Source organism: Micromonospora fluostatini (genome assembly GCF_050410825.1).
GTDB lineage: Bacteria > Actinomycetota > Actinomycetes > Mycobacteriales > Micromonosporaceae > Micromonospora > Micromonospora rosaria.
The window spans coordinates 4,645,083-4,665,486 of record NZ_CP191251.1 but is presented as its reverse complement, the minus strand read 5'-3'; the positions used below and the strand labels follow the sequence as shown (position 1 = coordinate 4,665,486).

Annotated in this window: 14 protein-coding genes and 2 pseudogenes; 6 read left to right on the top strand and 10 right to left on the bottom strand. The window is 74.6% G+C overall.

The genetic code is table 11. The features are described 5' to 3' along the window. Window positions 1-29: 29 nt before the first annotated feature. Both ACQUFX_RS20370 and ACQUFX_RS20365 read right to left on the bottom strand, forming a co-directional pair. Window positions 30-1,706, bottom strand: coding sequence for a phospho-sugar mutase (locus ACQUFX_RS20370; protein WP_428961944.1), 1,677 nt, complete (start codon window positions 1,704-1,706; stop codon window positions 30-32). Window positions 1,707-1,823: 117 nt separating this feature from the next. Continuing rightward, complete coding sequence (locus ACQUFX_RS20365; protein ID WP_428961943.1) at window positions 1,824-4,103, bottom strand: serine/threonine-protein kinase; 2,280 nt, start codon at window positions 4,101-4,103, stop codon at window positions 1,824-1,826. 737 nt (window positions 4,104-4,840) lie between these two features. On the opposite strand from ACQUFX_RS20365, the gene ACQUFX_RS20360 reads away from it, so the two are divergent. Next, window positions 4,841-6,100, top strand: coding sequence for an amidohydrolase (locus ACQUFX_RS20360; protein ID WP_428961942.1), 1,260 nt, complete (start codon window positions 4,841-4,843; stop codon window positions 6,098-6,100). Here the strand turns inward: ACQUFX_RS20360 and ACQUFX_RS20355 are convergent. Further along, window positions 6,097-7,170 carry a DUF4349 domain-containing protein gene (locus ACQUFX_RS20355; protein WP_428961941.1) on the bottom strand — a complete coding sequence of 358 codons (1,074 nt, stop codon included), beginning with the start codon at window positions 7,168-7,170 and terminating at the stop codon, window positions 6,097-6,099. The two genes, ACQUFX_RS20360 and ACQUFX_RS20355, sit on opposite strands and share 4 nt — an antisense overlap. Before the next feature lie 119 nt (window positions 7,171-7,289). Here ACQUFX_RS20355 and ACQUFX_RS20350 point away from each other — a divergent pair, with 119 nt between their 5' ends. The 3 genes from ACQUFX_RS20350 to ACQUFX_RS20340 all read left to right on the top strand — a co-directional run bounded on the left by ACQUFX_RS20350 (window position 7,290) and on the right by ACQUFX_RS20340 (window position 9,674). Continuing rightward, window positions 7,290-7,919, top strand: a complete 630-nt coding sequence (locus tag ACQUFX_RS20350) for an MBL fold metallo-hydrolase (protein ID WP_428961940.1) — start codon at window positions 7,290-7,292, stop codon at window positions 7,917-7,919. 4 nt (window positions 7,920-7,923) lie between these two features. Then, window positions 7,924-8,844 carry a hypothetical protein gene (locus ACQUFX_RS20345; protein WP_428961939.1) on the top strand — a complete coding sequence of 307 codons (921 nt, stop codon included), beginning with the start codon at window positions 7,924-7,926 and terminating at the stop codon, window positions 8,842-8,844. Window positions 8,845-8,930: 86 nt separating this feature from the next. After that, window positions 8,931-9,674 carry an SCO6745 family protein gene (locus ACQUFX_RS20340; protein WP_428967012.1) on the top strand — a complete coding sequence of 248 codons (744 nt, stop codon included), beginning with the start codon at window positions 8,931-8,933 and terminating at the stop codon, window positions 9,672-9,674. Window positions 9,675-9,869: 195 nt separating this feature from the next. On the opposite strand, the gene ACQUFX_RS20335 is transcribed toward ACQUFX_RS20340, so the two are convergent. After that, window positions 9,870-10,325: a gamma-glutamylcyclotransferase gene (locus ACQUFX_RS20335; RefSeq protein WP_428961938.1), complete on the bottom strand. Its 456-nt coding sequence runs from the start codon at window positions 10,323-10,325 to the stop codon at window positions 9,870-9,872. A 106-nt stretch (window positions 10,326-10,431) separates the two neighbouring features. Here ACQUFX_RS20335 and ACQUFX_RS20330 point away from each other — a divergent pair, with 106 nt between their 5' ends. Next, window positions 10,432-11,835: an NAD(P)H-quinone dehydrogenase gene (locus ACQUFX_RS20330; protein WP_428961937.1), complete on the top strand. Its 1,404-nt coding sequence runs from the start codon at window positions 10,432-10,434 to the stop codon at window positions 11,833-11,835. Window positions 11,836-11,928: 93 nt separating this feature from the next. On the opposite strand, the pseudogene ACQUFX_RS20325 reads toward ACQUFX_RS20330, so the two are convergent. From ACQUFX_RS20325 to ACQUFX_RS20300, 6 genes and pseudogenes are all read right to left on the bottom strand, one after another. Beyond that, window positions 11,929-12,429: pseudogene (locus ACQUFX_RS20325) on the bottom strand (DUF998 domain-containing protein); the annotation flags it as partial. A 93-nt stretch (window positions 12,430-12,522) separates the two neighbouring features. Next, on the bottom strand, window positions 12,523-13,179 hold the full coding sequence (locus tag ACQUFX_RS20320; protein ID WP_428961936.1) for a DedA family protein: 657 nt from the start codon (window positions 13,177-13,179) through the stop codon (window positions 12,523-12,525). A 318-nt stretch (window positions 13,180-13,497) separates the two neighbouring features. After that, complete coding sequence (locus ACQUFX_RS20315; RefSeq protein ID WP_428967011.1) at window positions 13,498-15,414, bottom strand: ABC transporter ATP-binding protein; 1,917 nt, start codon at window positions 15,412-15,414, stop codon at window positions 13,498-13,500. A 167-nt stretch (window positions 15,415-15,581) separates the two neighbouring features. Next, window positions 15,582-17,315 (bottom strand): ABC transporter ATP-binding protein, encoded by a 1,734-nt coding sequence (locus ACQUFX_RS20310; RefSeq protein ID WP_428961935.1) that lies wholly within the window; start codon window positions 17,313-17,315, stop codon window positions 15,582-15,584. Further along, window positions 17,309-17,797 (bottom strand): MarR family winged helix-turn-helix transcriptional regulator, encoded by a 489-nt coding sequence (locus ACQUFX_RS20305; protein WP_428961934.1) that lies wholly within the window; start codon window positions 17,795-17,797, stop codon window positions 17,309-17,311. Before ACQUFX_RS20305 ends, ACQUFX_RS20310 begins: the two co-directional genes overlap by 7 nt. Before the next feature lie 204 nt (window positions 17,798-18,001). After that, on the bottom strand, window positions 18,002-18,418 hold the full coding sequence (locus ACQUFX_RS20300) for a MarR family winged helix-turn-helix transcriptional regulator (protein ID WP_428961933.1): 417 nt from the start codon (window positions 18,416-18,418) through the stop codon (window positions 18,002-18,004). A 196-nt stretch (window positions 18,419-18,614) separates the two neighbouring features. Here ACQUFX_RS20300 and ACQUFX_RS20295 point away from each other — a divergent pair. Next, window positions 18,615-20,174, top strand: a pseudogene (locus ACQUFX_RS20295) (MFS transporter); the annotation flags it as partial. Between the last annotated feature and the right edge of the window lie 230 nt (window positions 20,175-20,404).

The following is a 20,404-nucleotide window of genomic DNA, read 5'->3' as shown; positions in this document are numbered from 1 at the left end:
TACCGAAAGCGTTAAGAGGGGGCCCCTCCTTACACCCCCAGGGCGGTGGCGGTCTCGGTGCGCAGGGCGCGCAGGGCGGCGGTGGCCCGGTCCCGGGCCGCCGGCACGTCGCCGTCCGCGACCGGCACCACCACCTCCAGGTACGCCTTGAGCTTCGGCTCGGTGCCGGAGGGCCGGATCACCACCCGGGCGGTGTCGGTACGCAGGATCACCACGTCCGCCCCGGGCAGCAGGTCCTGTGCCGAGGTGACCGGCGAGCCGAGCAGGTCGGTGGGGGTGGCGGCGCGGATCCGGGCCATCGCGTCGGCGATCTCCCGCAGGTCGGTCACCCGGACGGAGAGCTGGTCGGTCTGGTGCACGCCGAACTCGGCGGCCAGCTCGTCCAGCCGGTCGAGCAGCGTACGGCCGGTGGCGCGCAGGTCGGCGGCGAGTTCGGCGACGGTCAGCGCGGCGGTGACGCCGTCCTTGTCCCGGACGTGGTCGGGGGCGACGCAGTAGCCGAGCGCCTCCTCGTACCCGAAGACCAGCGGCTGGCTGCCGCCACCGGCCCGGACGATCCACTTGAACCCGGTCAGCGTCTCGTCGTACGGCAGGTCCCGGGCCGCGCACATCGCCCGCAGCAGCGACGACGAGACGATCGTGGTGGCGTAGAGGCCGCGTACGCCCCGGCGCATCAGGTGGTCGGCGAGGAGCACCCCGACCTCGTCCCCGCGCAGCATCCGCCAGCCGTCGGCCCCACCGGGGGTGACCCGGACGGCCACCGCGCACCGGTCGGCGTCCGGGTCGTTGGCGAGGGCGACGTCCGCGCCGATGGTCTCGGCGAGCGCCACCAGCCGGTCGACCGCCCCCGGCTCCTCCGGGTTGGGGAAGGCGACGGTGGGGAAGTCCGGGTCGGGTTCGGCCTGGTCGGGCACGATGCCGGGGACACCGAAGCCGGCGCGGGCGAAGGCGGCGGTGAGCACGGCGGCGCCCACCCCGTGCAGCGGGGTGTACGCCACGGCCAGGTCCCGGGGGCCGGCCGGGGCGATCACGGCGGCGGCCCGCTCCACGTAGGAGGCCACCACCTCGTTGCCGAGCACCTGACCGGGCGGGCCGAGCGGCACGTCGACGAGCGGGCCGACGGCCCGGATGGCCGCCTCGATCCCGGCGTCGGCCGGCGGCACGATCTGCGCCCCGGCGCCGAGGTCGCCGCCCAGCTCCGCCCCGAGGTACACCTTGTACCCGTTGTCCTGCGGCGGGTTGTGGCTGGCGGTCACCATCACCCCGGCCACCGCGCCGAGCTGCCGCACCGCGTAGGCGAGCACGGGGGTGGGCAGGGGGCGGGGGAGCACCAGCGCCGGCCGGCCCGCCCCGGTGGCGACCTGGGCGGTGCGGACGGCGAACTCCCGTGAGCCGCGCCGGGCGTCGTACCCGATCACCAGCGGCCCGGTCCCGCCCTGCGCGGCGAGCCAGCCGACCAGGCCGGCGGCGGCCTGGGTGACCACGGCGAGGTTCATCCCGTTCGGGCCGGCCCGCAGCGGGCCGCGCAGCCCGGCGGTGCCGAAGGTCAGCGGCCCGGCGAACCGGTCGGCCAGCTCGTCCGCGCTGGCCGGCAGCCGGTCGAGGACGTCCCGTAGCTCCTCCCGGCTGGCCGGGTCGGGGTCGTCGTCGAGCCAGCGTCGGGCCCGCGTACGGAGGTCGTCGATGTCAGTGGTCTCGGCCGCCATCCCATGTTGATAGCACGACGGCGGGCCGCCGCCGGCCCGCCCCCGAGGGGGTGGCCGGCGACGGCCCGCCGTCGCGTCCCGGCTCGTCCGGCGCTGACCCGCCGGCCGGGGTACGGCTCAGCCGGCCCCGGTGAGCTGGAACGACTTCACCATCTCGTCGAAGATCGGCTTGCTCTCCTCGAACCGGTCGTGGGTGGCGGTGAGGTAGAAGGAGTACGCCTTCCCGTCGTGCACCACCCCGCGCCACAGGCCGTGCCGGCGCTTGTCGCCGTCGCCGCAGGTGTACTCGAACTCCGCCGCCGCCTTCCCGGCCAGCTCGGTCTCCTCCATGGCGAGCTGGTTGTACGGCCTGGCGCAGGTGCCGCCCCGGTTGCGCAGCCCGTCCGAGGCGACCTCGGCCCAGCGCATCGAGGTGGTCCCGAAGTTCTCCACGATGATCCGCACGCGGCGGCCGGAGTCGTCCGGGTCGGTGTAGTCCACGAAGCTGCCGCCGGTGCCGCGCTTCCAGTCCTTCGGCACGTTCACCCGGACCCCCCGGGCGGAGTGCTCGCGCAGCTCCATACCGGATTCGGCGGGTTCGGCGGTGACGCTCGGCCCGGCCTGCGGGGCGACCGGTGGCTCGTCGTCGCCACCGGCCAGCGCCACCGCGCCGATCAGCAGCAGCACGGCCAGCCCGCCGGCCGCCGCGAGCTGGACCTTGCGCGGCCAGCCCTTGATGGTGCTGACCAGCCGTCCGCCCGTCTTCTGCGCCGGACCCGGCGCGCCGCCGGTGCCGGCCGCCGGGGCGGTGGCCCAGGGCTGACCGGTGCCCGGCACCGACCACTGGTTCCCGCCGCCGTAGGTGCCGCCGGCCCGCTGGCCGTTGCCCGGGGTCGCCCACGGCACCGCCTGGGTGGCGTCCGCCGCACCGGCGCCGAACGGCTGGGTCGCCTCGGCCGGCCGGGCGCCGAAGGCCTGGGTGGCCTCCGCCGGGCGGCCGCCGAACGGTTGGGTCGCTTCGGCGGGCCGGGCGCCGAAGGGCTGGGTCTCGGCGGGCCGGGCGCCGAACGGCTGGGTGGCCTCGGCGGGCCGGCTGCCGTACGTGCCGCCCGGCGGGGCCTCCGTGGGGCGGGGCCCGAACGGGACCGCCTGGGTGGCGTCGGCCGTCCGGCCGGCGGCGGCGCGTTCCCCGGCGCCCAGGCGCTGGGTCGCCTCCGACCCGTCGGCCCCGGCGGCGTCGGTCGGGGCCGCCGCCGGCAGCCCGCCGGCCGCCGCGCCGAGCGGGGTGGCCAGGGCGTCCGCGCTGGTGTCGACCAGTGCGGCGGCACTGGTGGTGGGCGCGCCGGTGGGCTGCTCGCCCCGGCGCAGCGCGGCGAGCCGGTCGGTGAGCGACTCGCCGGGGGCGAGCATCGCCCGGCCGCCGATCGTGCCGCTCGGCTTCGGCTTCGGCGCGGGTGGCGCGACCGGTGGCGGGGTGGCCGGCCGCTGCACCGGCACCACCGCGTACGGGTCGGTCACCGAGTGCACGGCGCTGGCGGTGCTGGTCAGTGGGCCGGTGAGCAGTTCGCGCAGGGTGGCCCGGGCGGTGTGCACGTCCAGCCGGCGGGCCGGGTCCTTCTCCAGCAGGCCCATCAGGACCGGAGTGAGCGGCCCGCTGCGCGAGGGCGGGGCGGGCGGGTCCTCGACCACCGCGTGCATGGTCTCGATCGGGTCGCCCTTGTCGAACGGCGGCCGGCCCTCCACCGCCGTGTAGAGCGTCACGCCCAGCGAGAACAGGTCGCTCGGTGGGCCGAAGTCCTGCCCCATCGCCCGCTCGGGGGAGATGAAGTGCGGCGAGCCGAGCACCATCCCGGGGGTGGTGAGCTGCACGTCGGTGGGCATCCGGGCGACCCCGAAGTCGGTCAGCACGCAGCGGCCGTCGGTGCAGATCAGCACGTTGGCCGGCTTGACGTCGCGGTGCAGCACGCCGATCGAGTGCGCCACCTCCAGCGCGCCGAGCAGCGCGATGCCGATCTTGGCGACCGCCCGGGGCGCGACCGGGCCGTCCTCGATCACCATGTCGGCGAGGCTGCGGGCGTCCAGCAGCTCCATCACGATCCACGGGCGACCGGCCTCGGTCACCACGTCGTAGACCTGCACCACCGCCGGATGCTGGATGGCCGCCGCCGCACGGGCCTCGCGCAGGGTGCGCTCGTACATCGCGTCACGGTCGCTGGGGGCCAGCCCCGGGGGAAGGACGACCTCCTTCACCGCGACGTCGCGGCGCAGCAGGGTGTCGGCGGCACGCCAGACCGTGCCCATGCCGCCGTTCCCCACCGGGGAACGCAGCGAGTACCGGTTACCGATGGTGGTGCCGGGTGCCGCACGTCCGTTCGGGGGACTGACCGGTCCGCCGCTCCACGTCGGAATCTGAGTCACAGAAAAGCCACCGGGGGAGTTCGAGGGGGCTGGGACACAACCCCCCTATCTTGCTTGTTCCGACGCCCGATGCGAAACCCGGCGCGACGGACGTTTATCGAAACGATGGGGCTGACCCGCGGGTTCACCTCCGAGGTCGGTCCCGTGGTGTGCGGTATCCCTCACCCTGCGCACCGTCCACCACGCGGGTGCTGTCTCCCGGGATGTGGACGACGGTACGCCGGTTCCGGGGCCGCCGCCCGCTCCGACGCGCGGTGTCCCCGGTGGTCGGGCCCGGCGTCGCCGTCCCTGAGCGGAGCGGGCGCGCCCGGGTGATGATCGGTGGCGTGGGGGGTAATCCGATCGGGTGAGGTGGGACGCACAGCGTGTGCGGTCGAGGCGGGGCCGGGCGTGTGAGCGTCGGGTGCGGTCGTCGCCGGGTGTCGTCGGGTAGTTGTCGGAGCGTACGGCCGGCGAGCCTGCCAATGCGACAATTCGGACCATCACTCCCGGTGTGCGGCACTGATTTTTGGATCTCCGGCCGGTTACGCGTTGTAGGAGGTGTGGGTCAGATGGCGGCCTTCGACCCCGATCTACCTGCTGTCCCGCACGTTGTCGACGCCTCCGACCAGGGTGTTCGTGACGCATCGCGGTCTGATCATCACCGGAACGAGGTTGCGCAGCGTCACCGTCAGCGGTCTAGGCTGTCTGCTGTCCTGCCCGAAGATCCATCCATTCCTAGTGATCGAGATGCCGACGTGACGAGTGCGCTGACCCTGCCCGGAGCCGGCCACCCGGGGCCCTCGGGACCGCTGGACTTCCCCGGCTCCCAGCCCCTGCCCGCCGAGCTGGACCACCTCCTCGCGCTGCGGGTACCCGGGCTGGTCGCCACCCGCCGTCACATCCACTCCCACCCGGAACTCTCCGGTGCGGAGTTCGAGACCGCCGCCCTGGTCGCCCGGGAACTCTCCCTCGCCGGGCTCAACCCCCGGCTGCTGCCCAAGGGCAACGGCGTCATCTGCGACATTGACGGCCGGCCGGACGGCCCGGTGGTGGCGCTGCGCGCCGACATCGACGCGCTGCCGCTGACCGACGCCAAGGACGTGCCATACCGGTCGACCGTCGACGGGGTCTGCCACGCCTGCGGCCACGACGTGCACACCACCATCCTGCTCGGGGTGGGGATGCTGCTCGCCCAGCTCGCCGATGTCGGGGAACTGCCCGGCCGGGTCCGGCTGATCTTCCAGCCGGCCGAGGAGATCCTGCCCTGCGGCTCGCTGGAGGTCATCGAGGCCGGCGGGCTGGAGGACGTCGTGCAGATCTTCGCGCTGCACTGCGACCCGAGCCAGCCGGTGGGCAAGGTCGGCCTGCGGGTCGGCCCGATCACCGCCGCCGCCGACAACGTGACCGTGCGGCTGAGCGGGCCGGGCGGGCACACCGCCCGCCCGCACCTGACCGTCGACCTGGTCGACGCGCTCGGCCGGCTGGTCACCGAGGTGCCCGCCCTGGTCAGCCGCCGGGTGCCGGCGAGCAGCGGGCTGCTGCTGGTCTTCGGTCACGCCTCCGCCGGCACCCGGTACAACGTGATCCCCTCCGAGGCGTCCGCTTCCGGCACGCTGCGGGTGATGGACCGCGACGCCTGGGAACAGGCCCCGAAGATCGTCGCCCAGGTGGTCCGGGACGTGCTCGCGCCGACCGGCGCCACCGTCGACCTGGAGTACCTGCGCGGGCGCCCGCCGGTCAGCAACGACGCCCGCGCGATCGGCGTGCTCACCGCCGCCACCGCCGCCGCCCTCGGGCCGGAGGCGGCGGCGGAGACCCCGCAGAGCATGGGCGGCGAGGACTTCTCCTGGTACCTGGAGCACGTCCCCGGCGCGCTGGCCCGCCTCGGCGTCGGCCGGGCCGGCCCCAACGTGGACCTGCACCGCCCCACCTTCGACGTCGACGAGCGGGCCATCCCCGCCGGGGTGCGGCTCCTGGTCCAGACCGCGCTGCGGGCCCTGGCGGCGACGCGCTAGCCGGCCGGCCCCGCAGGACCCGCCGGCGGCGTCGGCCCGGCCGCCGGCCGGGGCCCGCCGGCCGTCGGCTGCGGTTCGCCCACCGGTGGCCGGGGCCCGACGATCGGCGGCCGGGGCCCGCCGGCCGCCGGCAGTGGGCCGCCGGCCGGTGGCGGGGTGGACCGCCGCCGGCGGCGACGCAGCACGGCGACGAACGCCCCCACCGGTACGCCGATCACCAGCAGCCACGGCAGGAGCGCGCCCAGGACGGTCAGCAGCACCGTCACCGACGTGCCGAAGACCCGCCAGCCGGCCTGCAACCCGGCCAGGAAGCCGGTCCGGTCCTCGTCGGCGGTGCTCGCGTCCGGACCGACCAGGGTCACCGTGATGGTGGAGAGCGCGGTCAGGTCGGCCAGCCGGCGCTTCTTCGCCTCCAGCGCGGCGAGGTCGGCCTCCCGGCTGGCCAGCTCCCGCTCCACCGTGACCAGGTCGCCGATGTCCTCGGCGCGGGCCAGCAGCCGCCGGGCGCTCTCCACCCGGGCCCGCTGGGTGGTGATCCGGGCGTCGAGGTCCACCACCTCCTCGGTGACGTCCTCGGTGGAGATGTTCCGGGACTCCTGCCGGCCCAGCGTGGCGAGCTGGTCGAGGACCCCGGCGAACCGGTCCGCCGGCACCCGCAGGGTCAGCTCGGCCCGCCCGCCCGCACCGGCGCTGCGCCGCTCGTCACCCCCGACGAAGCCCCCCGCCGAGGTGGCCGCCGTGGTGGCCTCCTGGGCCGCCGCATCGACGTCGGTCACCCGAACCCGCATCGTTCCGGTGTAGACGATGGACCGCTGCTCCACCCGCAGGTCCGCCGCGCCCTGCCCCGGCTGGGCGGGGGCTCCCTCCGGCTGCGCGGGCGCCGCCCCCGGGCCCCGCTGCGGGGCCTCGACGGCTCCCGGCCGAGCCCCGGCCGAGTCCCGCGCGACCCCCGAGTCGCTCGCGCTCTCCGAACCGCCGCCACGGCTGCATCCGCCCGCGACCAGCACCGTGAGCAGTCCCAGTGCGGTCAGGACGGTGCCGGCCCGGCGGCGTCCTCCCCGTGTCGTCATCGTCGCTCCGATCTGTCGGGTCGTCGCTGTGTGATACGTCGGACGCCCGGCGGCGCGGCGCCGGTTCCGGCAGACTGCGCCCGAGGACGTCACGATCGAATAAAGCGAGGAGAAGCGCGATGCACCTCACCAAGTACGCCCACTCCTGCCTCCGGATCGAGCATGACGGGGGTGTGCTAGTCGTCGACCCGGGTGGCTTCAGCGAGGCGGCGACGGCGCTGGACGGGGCGGACGCGGTGCTGGTCACCCACGAGCACCCCGACCACCTCGACGTCGCGGCGGTGACCCGGCAGCTCGACCGCCGGCCGTTCGTCCTGCACGGCCCGGCCGCCCTGGCCGGCCCGCTCGGCGACGCGGCCGAGGCGCTGCGCCCGGTCGAACCCGGACAGTCGTTCACCGCGGCCGGGGTCCCCGTCCAGGTGTACGGCGGCCGGCACGCGGTGATCCACCCGGACATCCCGGTGATCGACAACGTCGGGTACCTGTTCGACTCGACGGTCTACCACCCCGGGGACTCCCTGGTGGTGCCGGACGTACCGGTGGACACCCTCTTCGCGCCGATCCACGCGCCCTGGTCGAAGTTCGCCGAGGTCGTCGACTTCATCCGGGCGGTCGCCCCCCGACGTGCCTTCGCCCTGCACGACGCCCTGCTCAACGGCAACGGGTTGGCGGTCCTCGACCGGCAGTACACGGCCCTGTCCAACTGCCCGTACCAGCGGCTGGAACCCGGCACCCGGGTTCCCGGCTGAGCCGGTGCCGGGCCCCGCCACCGACCTCGTCCAGCGGCTCTACCGCACGCCGCCGGACCGGTTCGTCGCGGCCCGGGACGCCGCCGTCGCCGAGGCCCGCCGGGCCGGCGACCCGGACACCGCCCGGCAGCTCGCCCGGCTCCGCCGGCCCACCGTGGCGGCCTGGCTGGTCAACCTGCTCGCCATCTGCCGGCCGGACCTCGTGGCCGACCTGGTGCAGCTCGCCACCGGGCTCCGGGCCGCCCAGCGCGAGCTGCGCGGCCCCCGGCTGCGGGAACTCTCCGCCCGGCGGCGCGCGGTGGTCACCGCGCTGGTCACCGAGGCGCGCCGGCTCGCGGCCGAGCAGGAGGGCGCCCCGGCGGCCGGGAAGCTCCCGCTGGCCGAGGTGGAGTCGACGCTCAACGCCGCGCTCTCCGACGCCGAGGTGGCCGAGCAGGTCCGCGCCGGCCGGCTGCTGCGGGCGGCCAGCTACGCCGGCTTCGGTGAGGTGCCCCGCCCGCAGTTGCGGCTGGTCACGGCGGCCGACGAGACACCCGTTGACCGGGTACCGGACCGGGGCGCGGCCCGGCGGGCCCGGGACGACCGGGCGGTCCGGGCCGAGCGGAACCGCCGTCGCCGGGCGCTGGAGCGGGAACTGGCGGCGGCGCGCACCGCGCAGGAGCGGGCCGAGGCGGAGGTGGCCGGCGCGGCGGCGGCGGAACGCGAGGAGGCCACCGCGCTCGCCGCCCTGGAGGCCGAGCTGGCCGAGGTGGAACGGCGGCGGGCCGCCACCGAGGAGGAACTGGGCCGGGCGCGGCGGGCCCGGCGGGCGGCGGAGCGGACGGCGACCGCGGCCCGGCGGCGTACCGGGGAGGTGCAGGCGGCGGTGGAGGCGCTGGTCGCCGGGGAGGGGGATGCGGAGCGTGGCGACGGCGGGGCAGACTGATCCAAATGAATGACCGCAGCCAGCGAAGCAGCCTGGAGGACACCGACGGGCGGGCCCGGCGGGTGGTCCGGTCCCCGGCGACCGGGCTGACCCCGGAGCAGGCCGCCGCCGCCAGCCGGCCCGTGGTGCTGGCCCTCGGCGAGGCGGCCAGCCGCAGCCCCGGCATGGTGGAGCGGGCCCGGCAGCTCGGCATCTCCGGTTGGGCGTGCTACGTCGCCGGCCGGGCCGGGCCGCTGGGGGAGGTCTCCGCCGGCACGGTGACCGCCGCCCTCGGCTTCGTCTCCCCCGGGGCGGTGGCCGAGGGCTGGGACGCGGCGACCCGCGCGGTACGCCCCGCCGAGGTGGTCGTCGCCACCCTCGCCGAGTGCCGCCGCTGGGGCGACGAGCACCTGCGCGCCCTGCCCCGGGTGGACCGCCTGGCCGTCCTGCTGGAGCGGGCGGTGGCGGCGGCGGACGCCACCGGGATGCCGCTCTTCGCCGCCTGGCGGGAGGTGGCGGTGCCGACCGGTACGCCGGCCGCCCGGGTCGCCGTCGGGCTGCGGGTGCTGCGTGAGCACGTCGTCGGCGGGTACCTGGTCGCCACCCGGGCGGCGGGGATGACCCCGCTGGAGGCGGTGCTCCTCGGCCCGGACGGCGAGGCCCGTGCGCTGGCCTGCGGCTGGCCGCCGCCGTACCCGCCGACCGGGCCGCTGGTGCGGCGGCAGCTCTGGGCGGCGGCGGTGACCGACCGGCTGGTCTCGCCCGCGTTCCAGGTGCTCACCGCGCGGGAGCGAACCGAGCTGGTGGAGCTGCTGACCACGGCCGACCGGCAGCTGTCGGTGCCGAGCTGAGCGGGTCGGCCCGGCTGAGGGCCGCCACCGGGGCCGGCCCGTGGTGCGTGGGCCCTGCCGCCCCGGCGTCGGAACCGGAGCCGAGCGGGGTCGACCCGTCACCGTCCGTGGCGAATGTGACGCGTGCTCGCGTTTCCGCCCCCCGGGCGGGTGCGGTGCGCGGCGGCGGCGCAGACTGGGGGCGTGGGAGACGTGCTACGCCGTGGCGGTGCCGGTGGGGCGGGACCGCAGCTCGGTGACGTAGTCGTCCGGGGCGCCCGCCTTCTCGGCGGCGTTCGCGATCTCCGAGAGGTACCACGAGGTGGGCAGGCCGCCCTCGTACCCGTCGAAGACGTACATCCAGGCGGTCACGTCGCCGTCCAGGGTCGAGACGCGCACCCGCAGCTTGCGGTACGTGCCGGCGGTCACCCCCTCGATCTCGTCGAGCTGGGCGGCGTCGTAGGGGTGGATGTCGTAGAGGGCCACGAAGACCCGGTCGCCGGGGGACTCCACGACCGTGCTGACCGCGCCCTCCCAGCCGATCACGTCCTCGCCCGCGAAGGTGAGCCGCCAGCCTTCCAGCCAGCCGATGCCCACCATCGGCGAATGCGGACAGTAGGCACGCATTCGGGCGGGGTCCAGGTTTGAGCCGTAGGCGGCGTAATGACGCACGGCGATGACGATAGCCCGGCGGACGGGTGAGGGAGAATACGACGGTGCGTGTCGGACGCGATGGAGAGAAGAAAGTCACTGTGGGCACGAGCGAGGGGCGGACTCGGTGAGCCAGATCGTGATCATCGGCGGTGGGCCGGCCGGGTACGAGGCGGCACTGGTCGCCGCGCAACTGTCCGCCGACGTCACGGTGGTGGAGGCCGACGGGGCGGGCGGTGCCTGCGTGCTCTCCGACTGCGTCCCGTCGAAGACCTTCATCGCCAGCTCACAGGTGGTCACCGGGTACCGGGACACGGACGCGTTCGGGGTGCTCTCCGACGGCCTGGAGGCGGTCACCGTCGACGCGACCGCGGTGCACGAGCGGGTCAAGCGGCTCGCCCTGGCGCAGTCCGCCGACATCCAGGCGAAGCTGGTGAAGGCCGGTGTCACCTTCGTCGCCGGTACGGCCCGGATCGGTGAGGACACGCTCGGTCACACCCACCGGGTCGTCGTCACCCCCGCCGACGGTAGCGGTGAGTACTCGATCGCCGCGTCGACCGTCCTGATCGCCACCGGCGCCACCCCCCGCCAACTCCCCACCGCCGTCCCGGACGGCGAACGCATCCTGACCTGGCGTCAGGTGTACGACCTGCCCGAGCTGCCCGAGCACCTCGTCGTGGTCGGCTCCGGCGTCACCGGCGCCGAGTTCGCCAGCGCGTACCTCGCCATGGGGGTGGAGGTCACCCTGGTCTCCAGCCGGGACCGGGTGATGCCGCACGAGGACGCCGACGCCGCGATGGCCATCGAGCGGGTTTTCCGCTCCCGGGGGATGAGCATCCTCAACAACTCCCGCGCCGAGGCGGTCCGCCGCACCGACGACGGCGTCGAGGTCGAGCTCTCCGACGGCCGCAGGGTGTCCGGCTCGCACGCGCTGATCGCGGTCGGGTCGATCCCCAACACCGCCGACCTGGGCCTGGCCGAGTACGGCATCGAGCTGGCCCGGGGCGGGTACGTCACCGTCGACCGGGTCTCCCGGACCAACGTCCCGGGCATCTACGCCGCCGGGGACTGCACCGGCGTGCTGCCGCTGGCCAGCGTCGCCGCCATGCAGGGCCGGATCGCGATGTGGCACGCGCTCGGCGAGGCGGTCCGCCCGCTGCGGCTGCGGACCGTCGCGGCGAACGTCTTCACCGACCCGGAACTGGCCACCGTCGGCGTCTCGCAGAACGAGGTGGACGCCGGGACCATCCCGGCCCGCCCGGTGATGCTGCCGCTCGCCGGCAACGCCCGCGCCAAGATGGACGAGGTCTCCGACGGCTTCGTGAAGCTGTTCTGCCGCCCGGCCAGCGGGCAGGTCATCGGCGGGGTGGTGGTGGCCCCGAAGGCCAGCGAGCTGATCCTGCCGATCACCATGGCGGTGGAGAACAACCTCACCGTCAACGAACTGGCCCAGACGATCACCATCTACCCGTCGCTGTCCGGCTCCATCACCGAGGCCGCCCGCCAGCTCATGCTGCACGAGCTGGAGTGACCCCCGGGTGGTCCCGGCCGGTCGGGCGGCGGCCAGGGCCAGGCTGCCGAGGACGACCGCCTCGACCACGATGAGCAGTCGCTCGACCAGGCCGAGCAGGGCCCGGTCGGCCAGGTAGGCGGAGCCCACCATGGTCGCCGCGAGGGCCAGGCTGACCAGTGCCAGAGCGTGGACCCACCGGCCGGTCGCCGCCGGTAGCCGGTCGGCGAGCAGCCAGCCGGCCACCGGCAGCGCCAGGAACGCCGCCACCGAGGCGTACCGGTGGACGTAGGCGGCGGTGTCCATGGGCAGCCCCGGCGCGTTCGTCGGCACCGCCGCCGCGACCAGGAGCCCGCCCACCCAGACGGTCAGCAGCACCCGCGCGATCCGGTACCCGGGCCGGGGCAGCGCGGGGAACAGGGCGGCGCTGGCCCCGGCGAGCACCACCATCGCCACGTCGATCGCGCCGCCCCGGTCGGAGACGGCGAAGTCGCTGATGGTCGCCGTCCACGGGTCCAACCCGTCGGCGGCGTCGAGGTGCCCGACCACGGCGAGCACCCCCGCCAGGGCGATCCCACCGAGCGCCAGCAGCCCGCCGTACCGGTTCGCACGCATGCGACCAGCCTGTCGTCGGCAGCCGCCCGGGGGATCCGGGACGGACACCGAGATCGGTGGCCGCGAAGACCGGGGGCCGGTCGGGGAACACCCCTACCGGCCGGCGTCGTCCCCCGGCCCGGCCGGCTGCCCGGTGGGCACCACCGGCGCTCGCCGGGGCGTCCCGCCGTCGCGGGGACCGAGCAGGGTGAGCGCCCAGCCGGCCGCCGCGAACCCGAGCGCCGCCACCCCGGCGACCACGGCGAGCCGCCAGGCCGAGCCGGCCAGCGCCATCCCGCCGAGGTGCCCGACCAGCGCGCCGTACGACGCCCAGGCCAGCGCCGCCGCCGCGTCCCACCCCAGGAAGAGCCGGTACGGGTACCGGCTGCGGCCGGCGGAGAAGCAGGCCGCCATCCGCCCACCCGGGACGAACCGGCACAGCAGGATCACCAGCGGTCCCGGTTGACGCAGCCGGTGCAGCACCCGGCCGGCGACCCGACGGGCCCGTCCGGGTACGGCGGGGCCGGGCGGGCGGCGGTCGGGGGCGATCCGGCCGAGCAGGTAGCACGCGAGATCGCCGAGGAAGACCCCGAGCGCGCCGACCGCGATCGTCACCGGCAGGCTGAGCGTGCCGTAGACGGTGAGCGCCCCGCTGCTGACCATGAGAAGTTGGGTCGGGACGACCGGGACGAACGCGTCGAGCGCCAACAGACCCAGCAGGACGAGGTACGCCCAGAGCGGGGACGTGACGTCAACAGGCGCTTCGAGCATGGCCGCCACCTCGCCGGGTCCGGTCGGTCTGTCGGTGCGAGCCTGCCGGCGTGTCGACCGTCACCCGGGACAGCCCCGGCCCGTGGTGACCAGGGACACGTCCCGGCGAGGGGAGACGAGCGGCCGACGCGACCGGTGACCCCGGGTGCGCCCGCGCCACCGGGGTCGGCGGAACGGGGATCGGCGGCGTACCGTTGTCGACGCGCGGCCGAGAGACGCCAGGTCCCCCGTTCCTGGCCGTCGGGGCCGCCCGGGCCGCCGGCAGGTCCCGTGCCGGCGGCCTGTCCAATCCTCTGCCGTCCCGCCGTCGCTGGCTGCTCAGGTCGCCACCGGCGCCGGCTCCAGGGTGGCGTCGTCGGCCACCGGCTGGGAGAACTGGGCCTGGTACAGCCGGTGGTAGGCGCCCCGGGCGGCGAGCAGGTCCCGGTGGCTGCCCTGCTCGACGATCCGGCCCTGCTCCATCATCAGGATCAGGTCGGCGTCGCGGATCGTGGAGAGCCGGTGGGCGATGACGAAACTCGTCCGGTCCGAGCGCAGCGCCGCCATCGCCCGCTGGAGCAGCACCTCCGTGCGGGTGTCCACCGAGCTGGTGGCCTCGTCCAGGATCAGCAGGGACGGCTCGGCCAGGAAGGCGCGGGCGATGGTGATGAGCTGCTTCTCCCCGGCGCTGACGTTGCTGCCCTCGGCGTCGATGACGGTGTCGTAGCCGTCCGGCAGGCTGCGGACGAACCGGTCCACGAAGGTGGCCCGCGCCGCCGCCATGATCTCCTCCTCGCCTGCGTCCGGCCGGCCGTACGCGATGTTCTCCCGGATGGTGCCGTTGAACAGCCAGGTGTCCTGGAGCACCATGCCGACCCGGCCGCGCAGGTCGTCGCGGCGCAGCGTGGTGACGTCCACCCCGTCGAGGGTGATCCGCCCGGCGTCCAGTTCGTAGAACCGCATGATCAGGTTGACCAGGGTGGTCTTGCCGGCGCCGGTCGGCCCGACGATGGCCACCGTGTGGCCCGGCTCGGCCACCAGCGACAGGTCCTCGATCAGCGGCGTGTCCGGCGCGTACCGGAAACTGACGTGCTCGAAGGCGACCCGGCCGCGCGGCCGGGTGACCCGGGCCGGCACGGCCGGGTCCGGGGTCTGCTCGTCGGCGTCGAGCACCGCGAAGACCCGTTCCGCCGAGGCGACCCCGGACTGGAGCAGGTTCGCCATCGCGGCGACCTGGGTCAGCGGCTGGGTGAACTGCCGCGAGTACTGGATGAACGCCTGCACGTCACCGAGGCTCATCGTGCCGGAGGCGACCCGCAGGCCACCGACCACGGCGATCACCACGTAGCTGAGGTTCCCGATGAACATCATCGCCGGCATGATGATCCCGGAGATGAACTGCGCCCCGTAGCTGGCCCTGAACAGCTCCTCGTTCTTGGCGTGGAAGGCCGCCTCCACCTCCCGCTGCCGGCCGAAGACCTTGACCAGCTCGTGCCCGGTGAACGCCTCCTCGATCTGCGCGTTCAGCTCCCCGGTGTGCGTCCACTGGGCGATGAACTGCCGCTGCGACCGCTTGGCGATCTGCTGGGTGACCACCACCGACAGCGGTACGGCCACCAGCGCCACCCAGGCCAGCAACGGCGAGATCACGAACATCATCACCACCACGCCGACCACGGTGAGCAGCGAGGTGAGCAGTTGACTCAGCGTCTGCTGGAGGGTCTGCGAGATGTTGTCGATGTCGTTGGTGACCCGGCTGAGCAGCTCGCCCCGGGGCTGCCTGTCGAAGTAGGGCAGCGGCAGCCGGTTGATCTTGTCTTCCACGTCGGCGCGGAGTCGCCGGACGGTCCGCTGCACCACGCCGGTGAGCAACCAGCCCTGCCACCACAGCAGCAGGCTCGCGACCAGGAACAGGACCAGCGCCAGCAGCAGCACCCGGGTCAGCGCGGCGAAGTCGATGCCCGTCCCGGGCACCACGTCCATCCGGGCCAGCATGTCGGCGAAGTTGTCGTTGCCGGCCGCGCGGGCCCCCTCGACGGCCTGCTCGGCGGTGCTCCCGGCGGGCAGTTGCCGCCCGATCACGCCGGTGAAGATGATGTCCGTGGCGTGCCCGAGGATCTTCGGCCCGATCACGCTCAGCGCGACGCTGACCACGGCCAGCGTGATCACCGCCACCAGGTGCAGCCGCTGCGGGCGCAGCCGCCCGAGCAGCCGACGCGCGGACGGGCCGAAGTTCATCGACCGCTCGGCCGGCATCCCGGCGTTCATCCAGCCGCCGCCCCGGTGGCCGCCCCCGGCCGGAAGCCGCCTCGGTGTCGCGTCGCCGGCCTGCTGCTCGGGCACCCGCTGACCACCGGGCTCCGGCTGTCCCCCGCCCTGCTCCGGCACCTGTCGGCCGTTCTGCTCCGGCCCTCGCTGCCCGCTCACGCCGGCACCTCCGTGGTCTGCTGGGACGCGACGATCTCGGCGTACGTGGGACAGTCCGCCAGCAGCTCCGCGTGCCGGCCGGTGCCGACCACGGCCCCGTCCTCCAGCACCACGATCTGGTCGGCGTCGACGATGGTGGAGACCCGCTGCGCCACGATCACCACGGCGGCGTCCGCGGTCACCGGCCGCAGGGCGGCCCGCAACCGGGCGTCGGTACCGAGGTCGAGCGCGGAGAACGAGTCGTCGAAGAGGTAGATCTCGGGCTGGCGGACCAGGGCACGGGCGATCGCCAGCCGCTGCCGCTGGCCGCCCGAGACGTTCGTGCCGCCCTGGGCGATCGGCGCGTCGAGGCCCTCGGGCAACGCCGCGACGAAGTCCCGCGCCTGGGCGATCTCCAGCGCCGCCCAGAGCTGCTCGTCGGTGGCGTCCGGGTTGCCGTAGCGCAGGTTGCTGGCGACCGTGCCGCTGAACAGGTACGGCCGCTGCGGCACCAGCCCGATCCGGCGCCACAACTCGTCGGGCTCGAACTCCCGCACGTCGACCCCGTCCACCAGGATCGCGCCCGTGGTCACGTCGACCAGGCGGGGAACCAACGAGAGCAGCGTGGACTTGCCGGCGCCGGTGCTGCCGATGATCGCGGTGGTCTCGCCGGCCCGGACCCGGAACGAGACGCCGTGCAGCACCGGGGCCGCCGCACCGGGGTACTGGAACCGGACGTCACGCAACTCCAGCTCCGCCCGGGTGCCGACGGTACGGGCCGGGCGCTTCGGCGGCTCCACCGACGGCTCGGTGTCCAGCACCTCGACGATGCGCTCGGCGCAGACCGCCGCCCGGGGCACCATCATCAGCATGAAGGTGGCCATCATGACCGCCATCAGGATCTGCATCAGGTACTGGAGGAAGGCGGTGAGCGCGCCGACCTGGATCGCCCCGGCGTCGACCCGCTGCGCCCCGAACCAGAGCACCGCCACGCTGGAGACGTTCAGCACCAGCATCACGATCGGGAAGATCAGCGCCATCAGCCGCCCGGTCCGCAGCGCGGTGGCGGTCAGCTCGGCGTTGGCGACCCCGAACCGGTCGGTCTCGTACGGCTCCCGGACGAACGCCCGGACCACCCGGATGCCGGTGATCTGCTCCCGCAGCACCCGGTTCACGGTGTCGATCCGGGTCTGCATCAGGCGGAACCCGGGGACCATCCGGCGGATCACCGCACCGAGCGCGAGGGCGAGGACCGGCACGCTGACCAGCATCAGCCAGGAGAGGCCGACGTCCTCCCGCAGCGCCATAACCACCCCGCCGACGCTCATGATCGGCGCGGCGACCAGCATGGTGCAGCTCATCAGGACCAGCATCTGGACCTGCTGCACGTCGTTGGTGTTCCGGGTGATCAGCGACGGCGCGCCGAACTGGGCAACCTCCCGCGCGGAGAAGCGGTTCACCTGGTTGAAGACCGCCGCGCGGACGTCCCGGCCGAACCCCATCGCGGTCCGCGCGCCGAGCCGTACCGCGGCGATCGCGCAGACGATCTGGAGCAGGCTGACCAGCAGCATCCACCCGCCGGTGCGGACGATGTAGTCGGTGTCGCCCCGGGCCACGCCCAGGTCGATGATGTCGGCGTTGAGACTGGGCAGGTAGAGCGACGCGATCGTGCCGACGAACTGGAACAGCACCACCGCCGTCAACGTCCGGTGGTAGGGACGCAGCCGGTCCCGCAGCAACCGGATCAGCATCGGGCCCCCTCCTCGGTGACGTGTCCGGGTCGCCCGCCGTGCCCAGGGTGCTCGCCGGTGCCGATGACCTCGAGGAGGAACTCACGGACCACCGCCCCCCGGCCCGGGTCGCGGTCGGCCGAGGTGAGAGGGCGGGCGGTCGCGATGGCCGCGGTGACGGTGGCGAGCTTCTCCCGCCCGGCGTCGGTCAGCGCCAGCCGGACGCTGCGCCGGTCGGACTCGTCGCGCTGTCGGACGACCAGACCGTCCCGCTCCAGAGTGTCGATGATGCCGGTGAGCGTGGCCGGCCGGACGAAGCAGCGCTCGGCGACCACGCGGTGCGGCACCTCCGTGTGCTCGGCGATGGCGGTGAGGGCACCCAGCCCGGCCTGGGTCAGGCCGTGCTCCTCGGCCAGGTAACGATTCCACCGCTGGGCGGTGACGTGGGCGGCGACCATGAGCAGTCGTTCGAGCGGCACGTCACCGAGGGTGACCAGATCCATGGGAGGCAGATTAGCCCCCTGACTGTCAGGGTCCAAACGAATTACCCACCCACCCCCTCGCTGCCCCCGCGCGCCCCGCCCTCCGCGATCTTGCACTTGCGGCCCAACCGCTGCCCCTTTCGTGGCTTATGCGGGGGCGGCAAGTGCAAGATCGTCGATGCGGTAGTGGTGCGGTGCGGAGGGAGGTGTGGCGGGGTGGGGTGGTTAGGGGGGTGGGGGGTTGGTGGGGGTGGCGTAGGTGCGCATGACGGTGGTCACCTCGCGGAGGAAGGCGGTGGTGGCGGCGGCCTGGTCGGGGGTGAGGCGGTCGACGGCCTGTTCGATTCCGGCCAGCATCGGGCTCAGCGCCTCGACGACCTCGGTGAAGGCGTGGTCGGTGACCTGGAGGGCGACCCGGCGCCGGTCGCCGGGGTGCGGGGTCCGCTCGACGTGGCCGGCCTGGACGAGGCGGTCGACCAGGGTGGTCGCCGAGGCGGAGCGGATGCCGAGGCGGTTGCCGAGTTCGACCGGGCCGAGCGGTTCGGGGCTGGCGACCAGGTGGTCGATCGCGGCGGCGTCGGTCGGCCCGATGCCGAGCCGCCGGGCGAGGGCCGCCCGGATGTCGCCGGACGCCCGGATCACCTCGCGCAGCGCCCGCGCCGTCTCGCTCCGGCCGGGACTCTCCCGTGGTCCCGGCCGCCGGGGCTCCCCGGCCGGCTCCGGTGGGGGTGGATTCTCGCCCGGTTCCGGTCGGTGTGTCGACGTTGACCGCGCGGCTGCCATGGGGAGAAGCTAGCAGCTCAGGTAGCTAGATAATCTAGCGATCAAGGAGGCGGCGATGCGCTCTCAGGGACGGGCACGCTGGTTTGGCCTGCTGGCGCTCAGCCTCGGCGTCGCGACGATCATCGTGGACGCGACCATCGTCAACGTCGCGGTGCCGGCGATCATCCGGGACCTCGGCATCACCTCCAGTGAGGCCCAGTGGGTGCAGGAGGCGTACACCCTGGTTTTTGCGGCGTTGTTGCTGGTGGCCGGCCGGTTCGCCGACCGGGCCGGGCGTCGCCGGATGTTCGTCACCGGGGTGGTGGTCTTCGTCGCGGCCAGCGTCCTGGCCGCGGTCGCCGGCTCGGGGGAGGCGCTGATCGGCGCCCGGGTGCTCCAGGGGCTCGGCGGCGCGATGATGCTGCCCACCTCGCTGTCGCTGCTCAACGCCACCTTCACCGGGCGGGAGAAGAGCATCGCGTTCGCCGTCTGGGGGGCCACCATCGGCGGTGCCGCCGCGCTCGGGCCGCTGCTCGGCGGCTGGCTCACCACCGAGCACTCCTGGCGGTGGGCGTTCGGGATCAACGTCCCGGTCGGCGCGGTCATCGTCGTGGCCACCCTCGCCCTGGTCGCCGAGTCCCGCGACGAACGGGTCGAGCGGGGCGTCGACTGGCTCGGCGCGCTGCTGTCCGTGGTCGGCATGACCGGGGTGGTCTTCGCCCTGATCGAGGGGCGCACCTACGGCTGGTGGTGGCGCGAACAGTCGGTCGACCTCCTCGGGCTGGACTGGACGGCCGCCGTCTCGCCGGTACCGGTCGCCGGTGGGCTGGGGCTGCTCGCCCTCGCCGTACTCGTCCGTCACCAGATCCGGCGCAACCGGGCCGGCCGGCCCGCCCTGCTCGACCTCTCCCTGTTCGGCATCGGCTCGTTCCGCAACGGGATCACCGCGGCGGCGATCGTCAGCCTCGGCGAGTTCGGTCTGCTCTTCGCGTTGCCGCTGTGGTACCAGAACGTCCTCGGGTACAGCGCCTTCGGCACCGGGCTGGCGCTGCTGCCGCTCGCCGTGGGCAGTTTCCTCTCCAGCGGGCTCGGCGCGGCGCTCACCCGGCGCTGGGGTGCCGTCCGGGTGGTACGCCTGGGTGTCGCCGCCGAACTGGTCGGGGTGGCCGGTCTCGGGCTGGTCGTCGCCCCGGACACCCCCTGGTGGGCGCCGGTCGGCCTGCTCTTCGTCTACGGCGTCGGCGTCGGCCTGGCCACCGCCCAGCTCACCGGGGTCTCCCTGCGGGAGGTGCCGGTCCGGCAGAGCGGGCAGGGCTCCGGGGTGCAGAGCACCGCCCGGCAGGTCGGCTCCGCGCTCGGCATCGCGGTGCTCGGTACCGTCCTCTTCGCCAGCCTGGGCGGCCTGCTCGGGGCCCGCCTCGCCGACCAGCCCGGCCTCGACCCCGCCCAGCGCGACCAGATCGTCACGGCGGTGAAGCAGAGCGCGGGCGCGGCCATCACCGGCCTCGCCGACGACCCCGCCACGGCGGCGATCGCCGCCGAGGCCCGCGCCGCCTTCTCCGACGCCACCCGGTACGCGGCCTTCGCCGCCGCCGCCTTCCTCCTGCTCGGCCTGGTGGCCTGCGCCCGGCTGCCGGTGGAGGTGGAGGCGGAGAAGGAGAAGGAAGGGCCCCCTGTTAACGCCTCCGGTAGAGAAGGGGCCCCTTCTCACACCCCGACCCCGGAGCGCACCCTGGAGCACACCCCGGAGCGCACGTCGGAGCGAGCACTCGGCTCGGGGCGGCAGCGCACCTCGGAGCAGGCATCCGGCTCGGCGCAGGAGGGTGCTCCGGAACAGGGGCGGCTGCCGGGGCAGCGGCCGGCGGG

Excerpts from the sequence above, each read along its gene's own strand:
- ACQUFX_RS20370 (WP_428961944.1), bottom strand. The coding sequence starts at position 1,706 with ATGGCGGCCGAGACCACTGACATCGACGACCTCCGTACGCGGGCCCGA.
- ACQUFX_RS20355 (WP_428961941.1), bottom strand. The coding sequence starts at position 7,170 with ATGACGACACGGGGAGGACGCCGCCGGGCCGGCACCGTCCTGACCGCA.
- ACQUFX_RS20350 (WP_428961940.1), top strand. The coding sequence starts at position 7,290 with ATGCACCTCACCAAGTACGCCCACTCCTGCCTCCGGATCGAGCATGAC.
- ACQUFX_RS20320 (WP_428961936.1), bottom strand. The coding sequence starts at position 13,179 with ATGCTCGAAGCGCCTGTTGACGTCACGTCCCCGCTCTGGGCGTACCTC.
- ACQUFX_RS20315 (WP_428967011.1), bottom strand. The coding sequence starts at position 15,414 with ATGCCGGCCGAGCGGTCGATGAACTTCGGCCCGTCCGCGCGTCGGCTG.
- ACQUFX_RS20310 (WP_428961935.1), bottom strand. The coding sequence starts at position 17,315 with ATGCTGATCCGGTTGCTGCGGGACCGGCTGCGTCCCTACCACCGGACG.
- ACQUFX_RS20305 (WP_428961934.1), bottom strand. The coding sequence starts at position 17,797 with ATGGATCTGGTCACCCTCGGTGACGTGCCGCTCGAACGACTGCTCATG.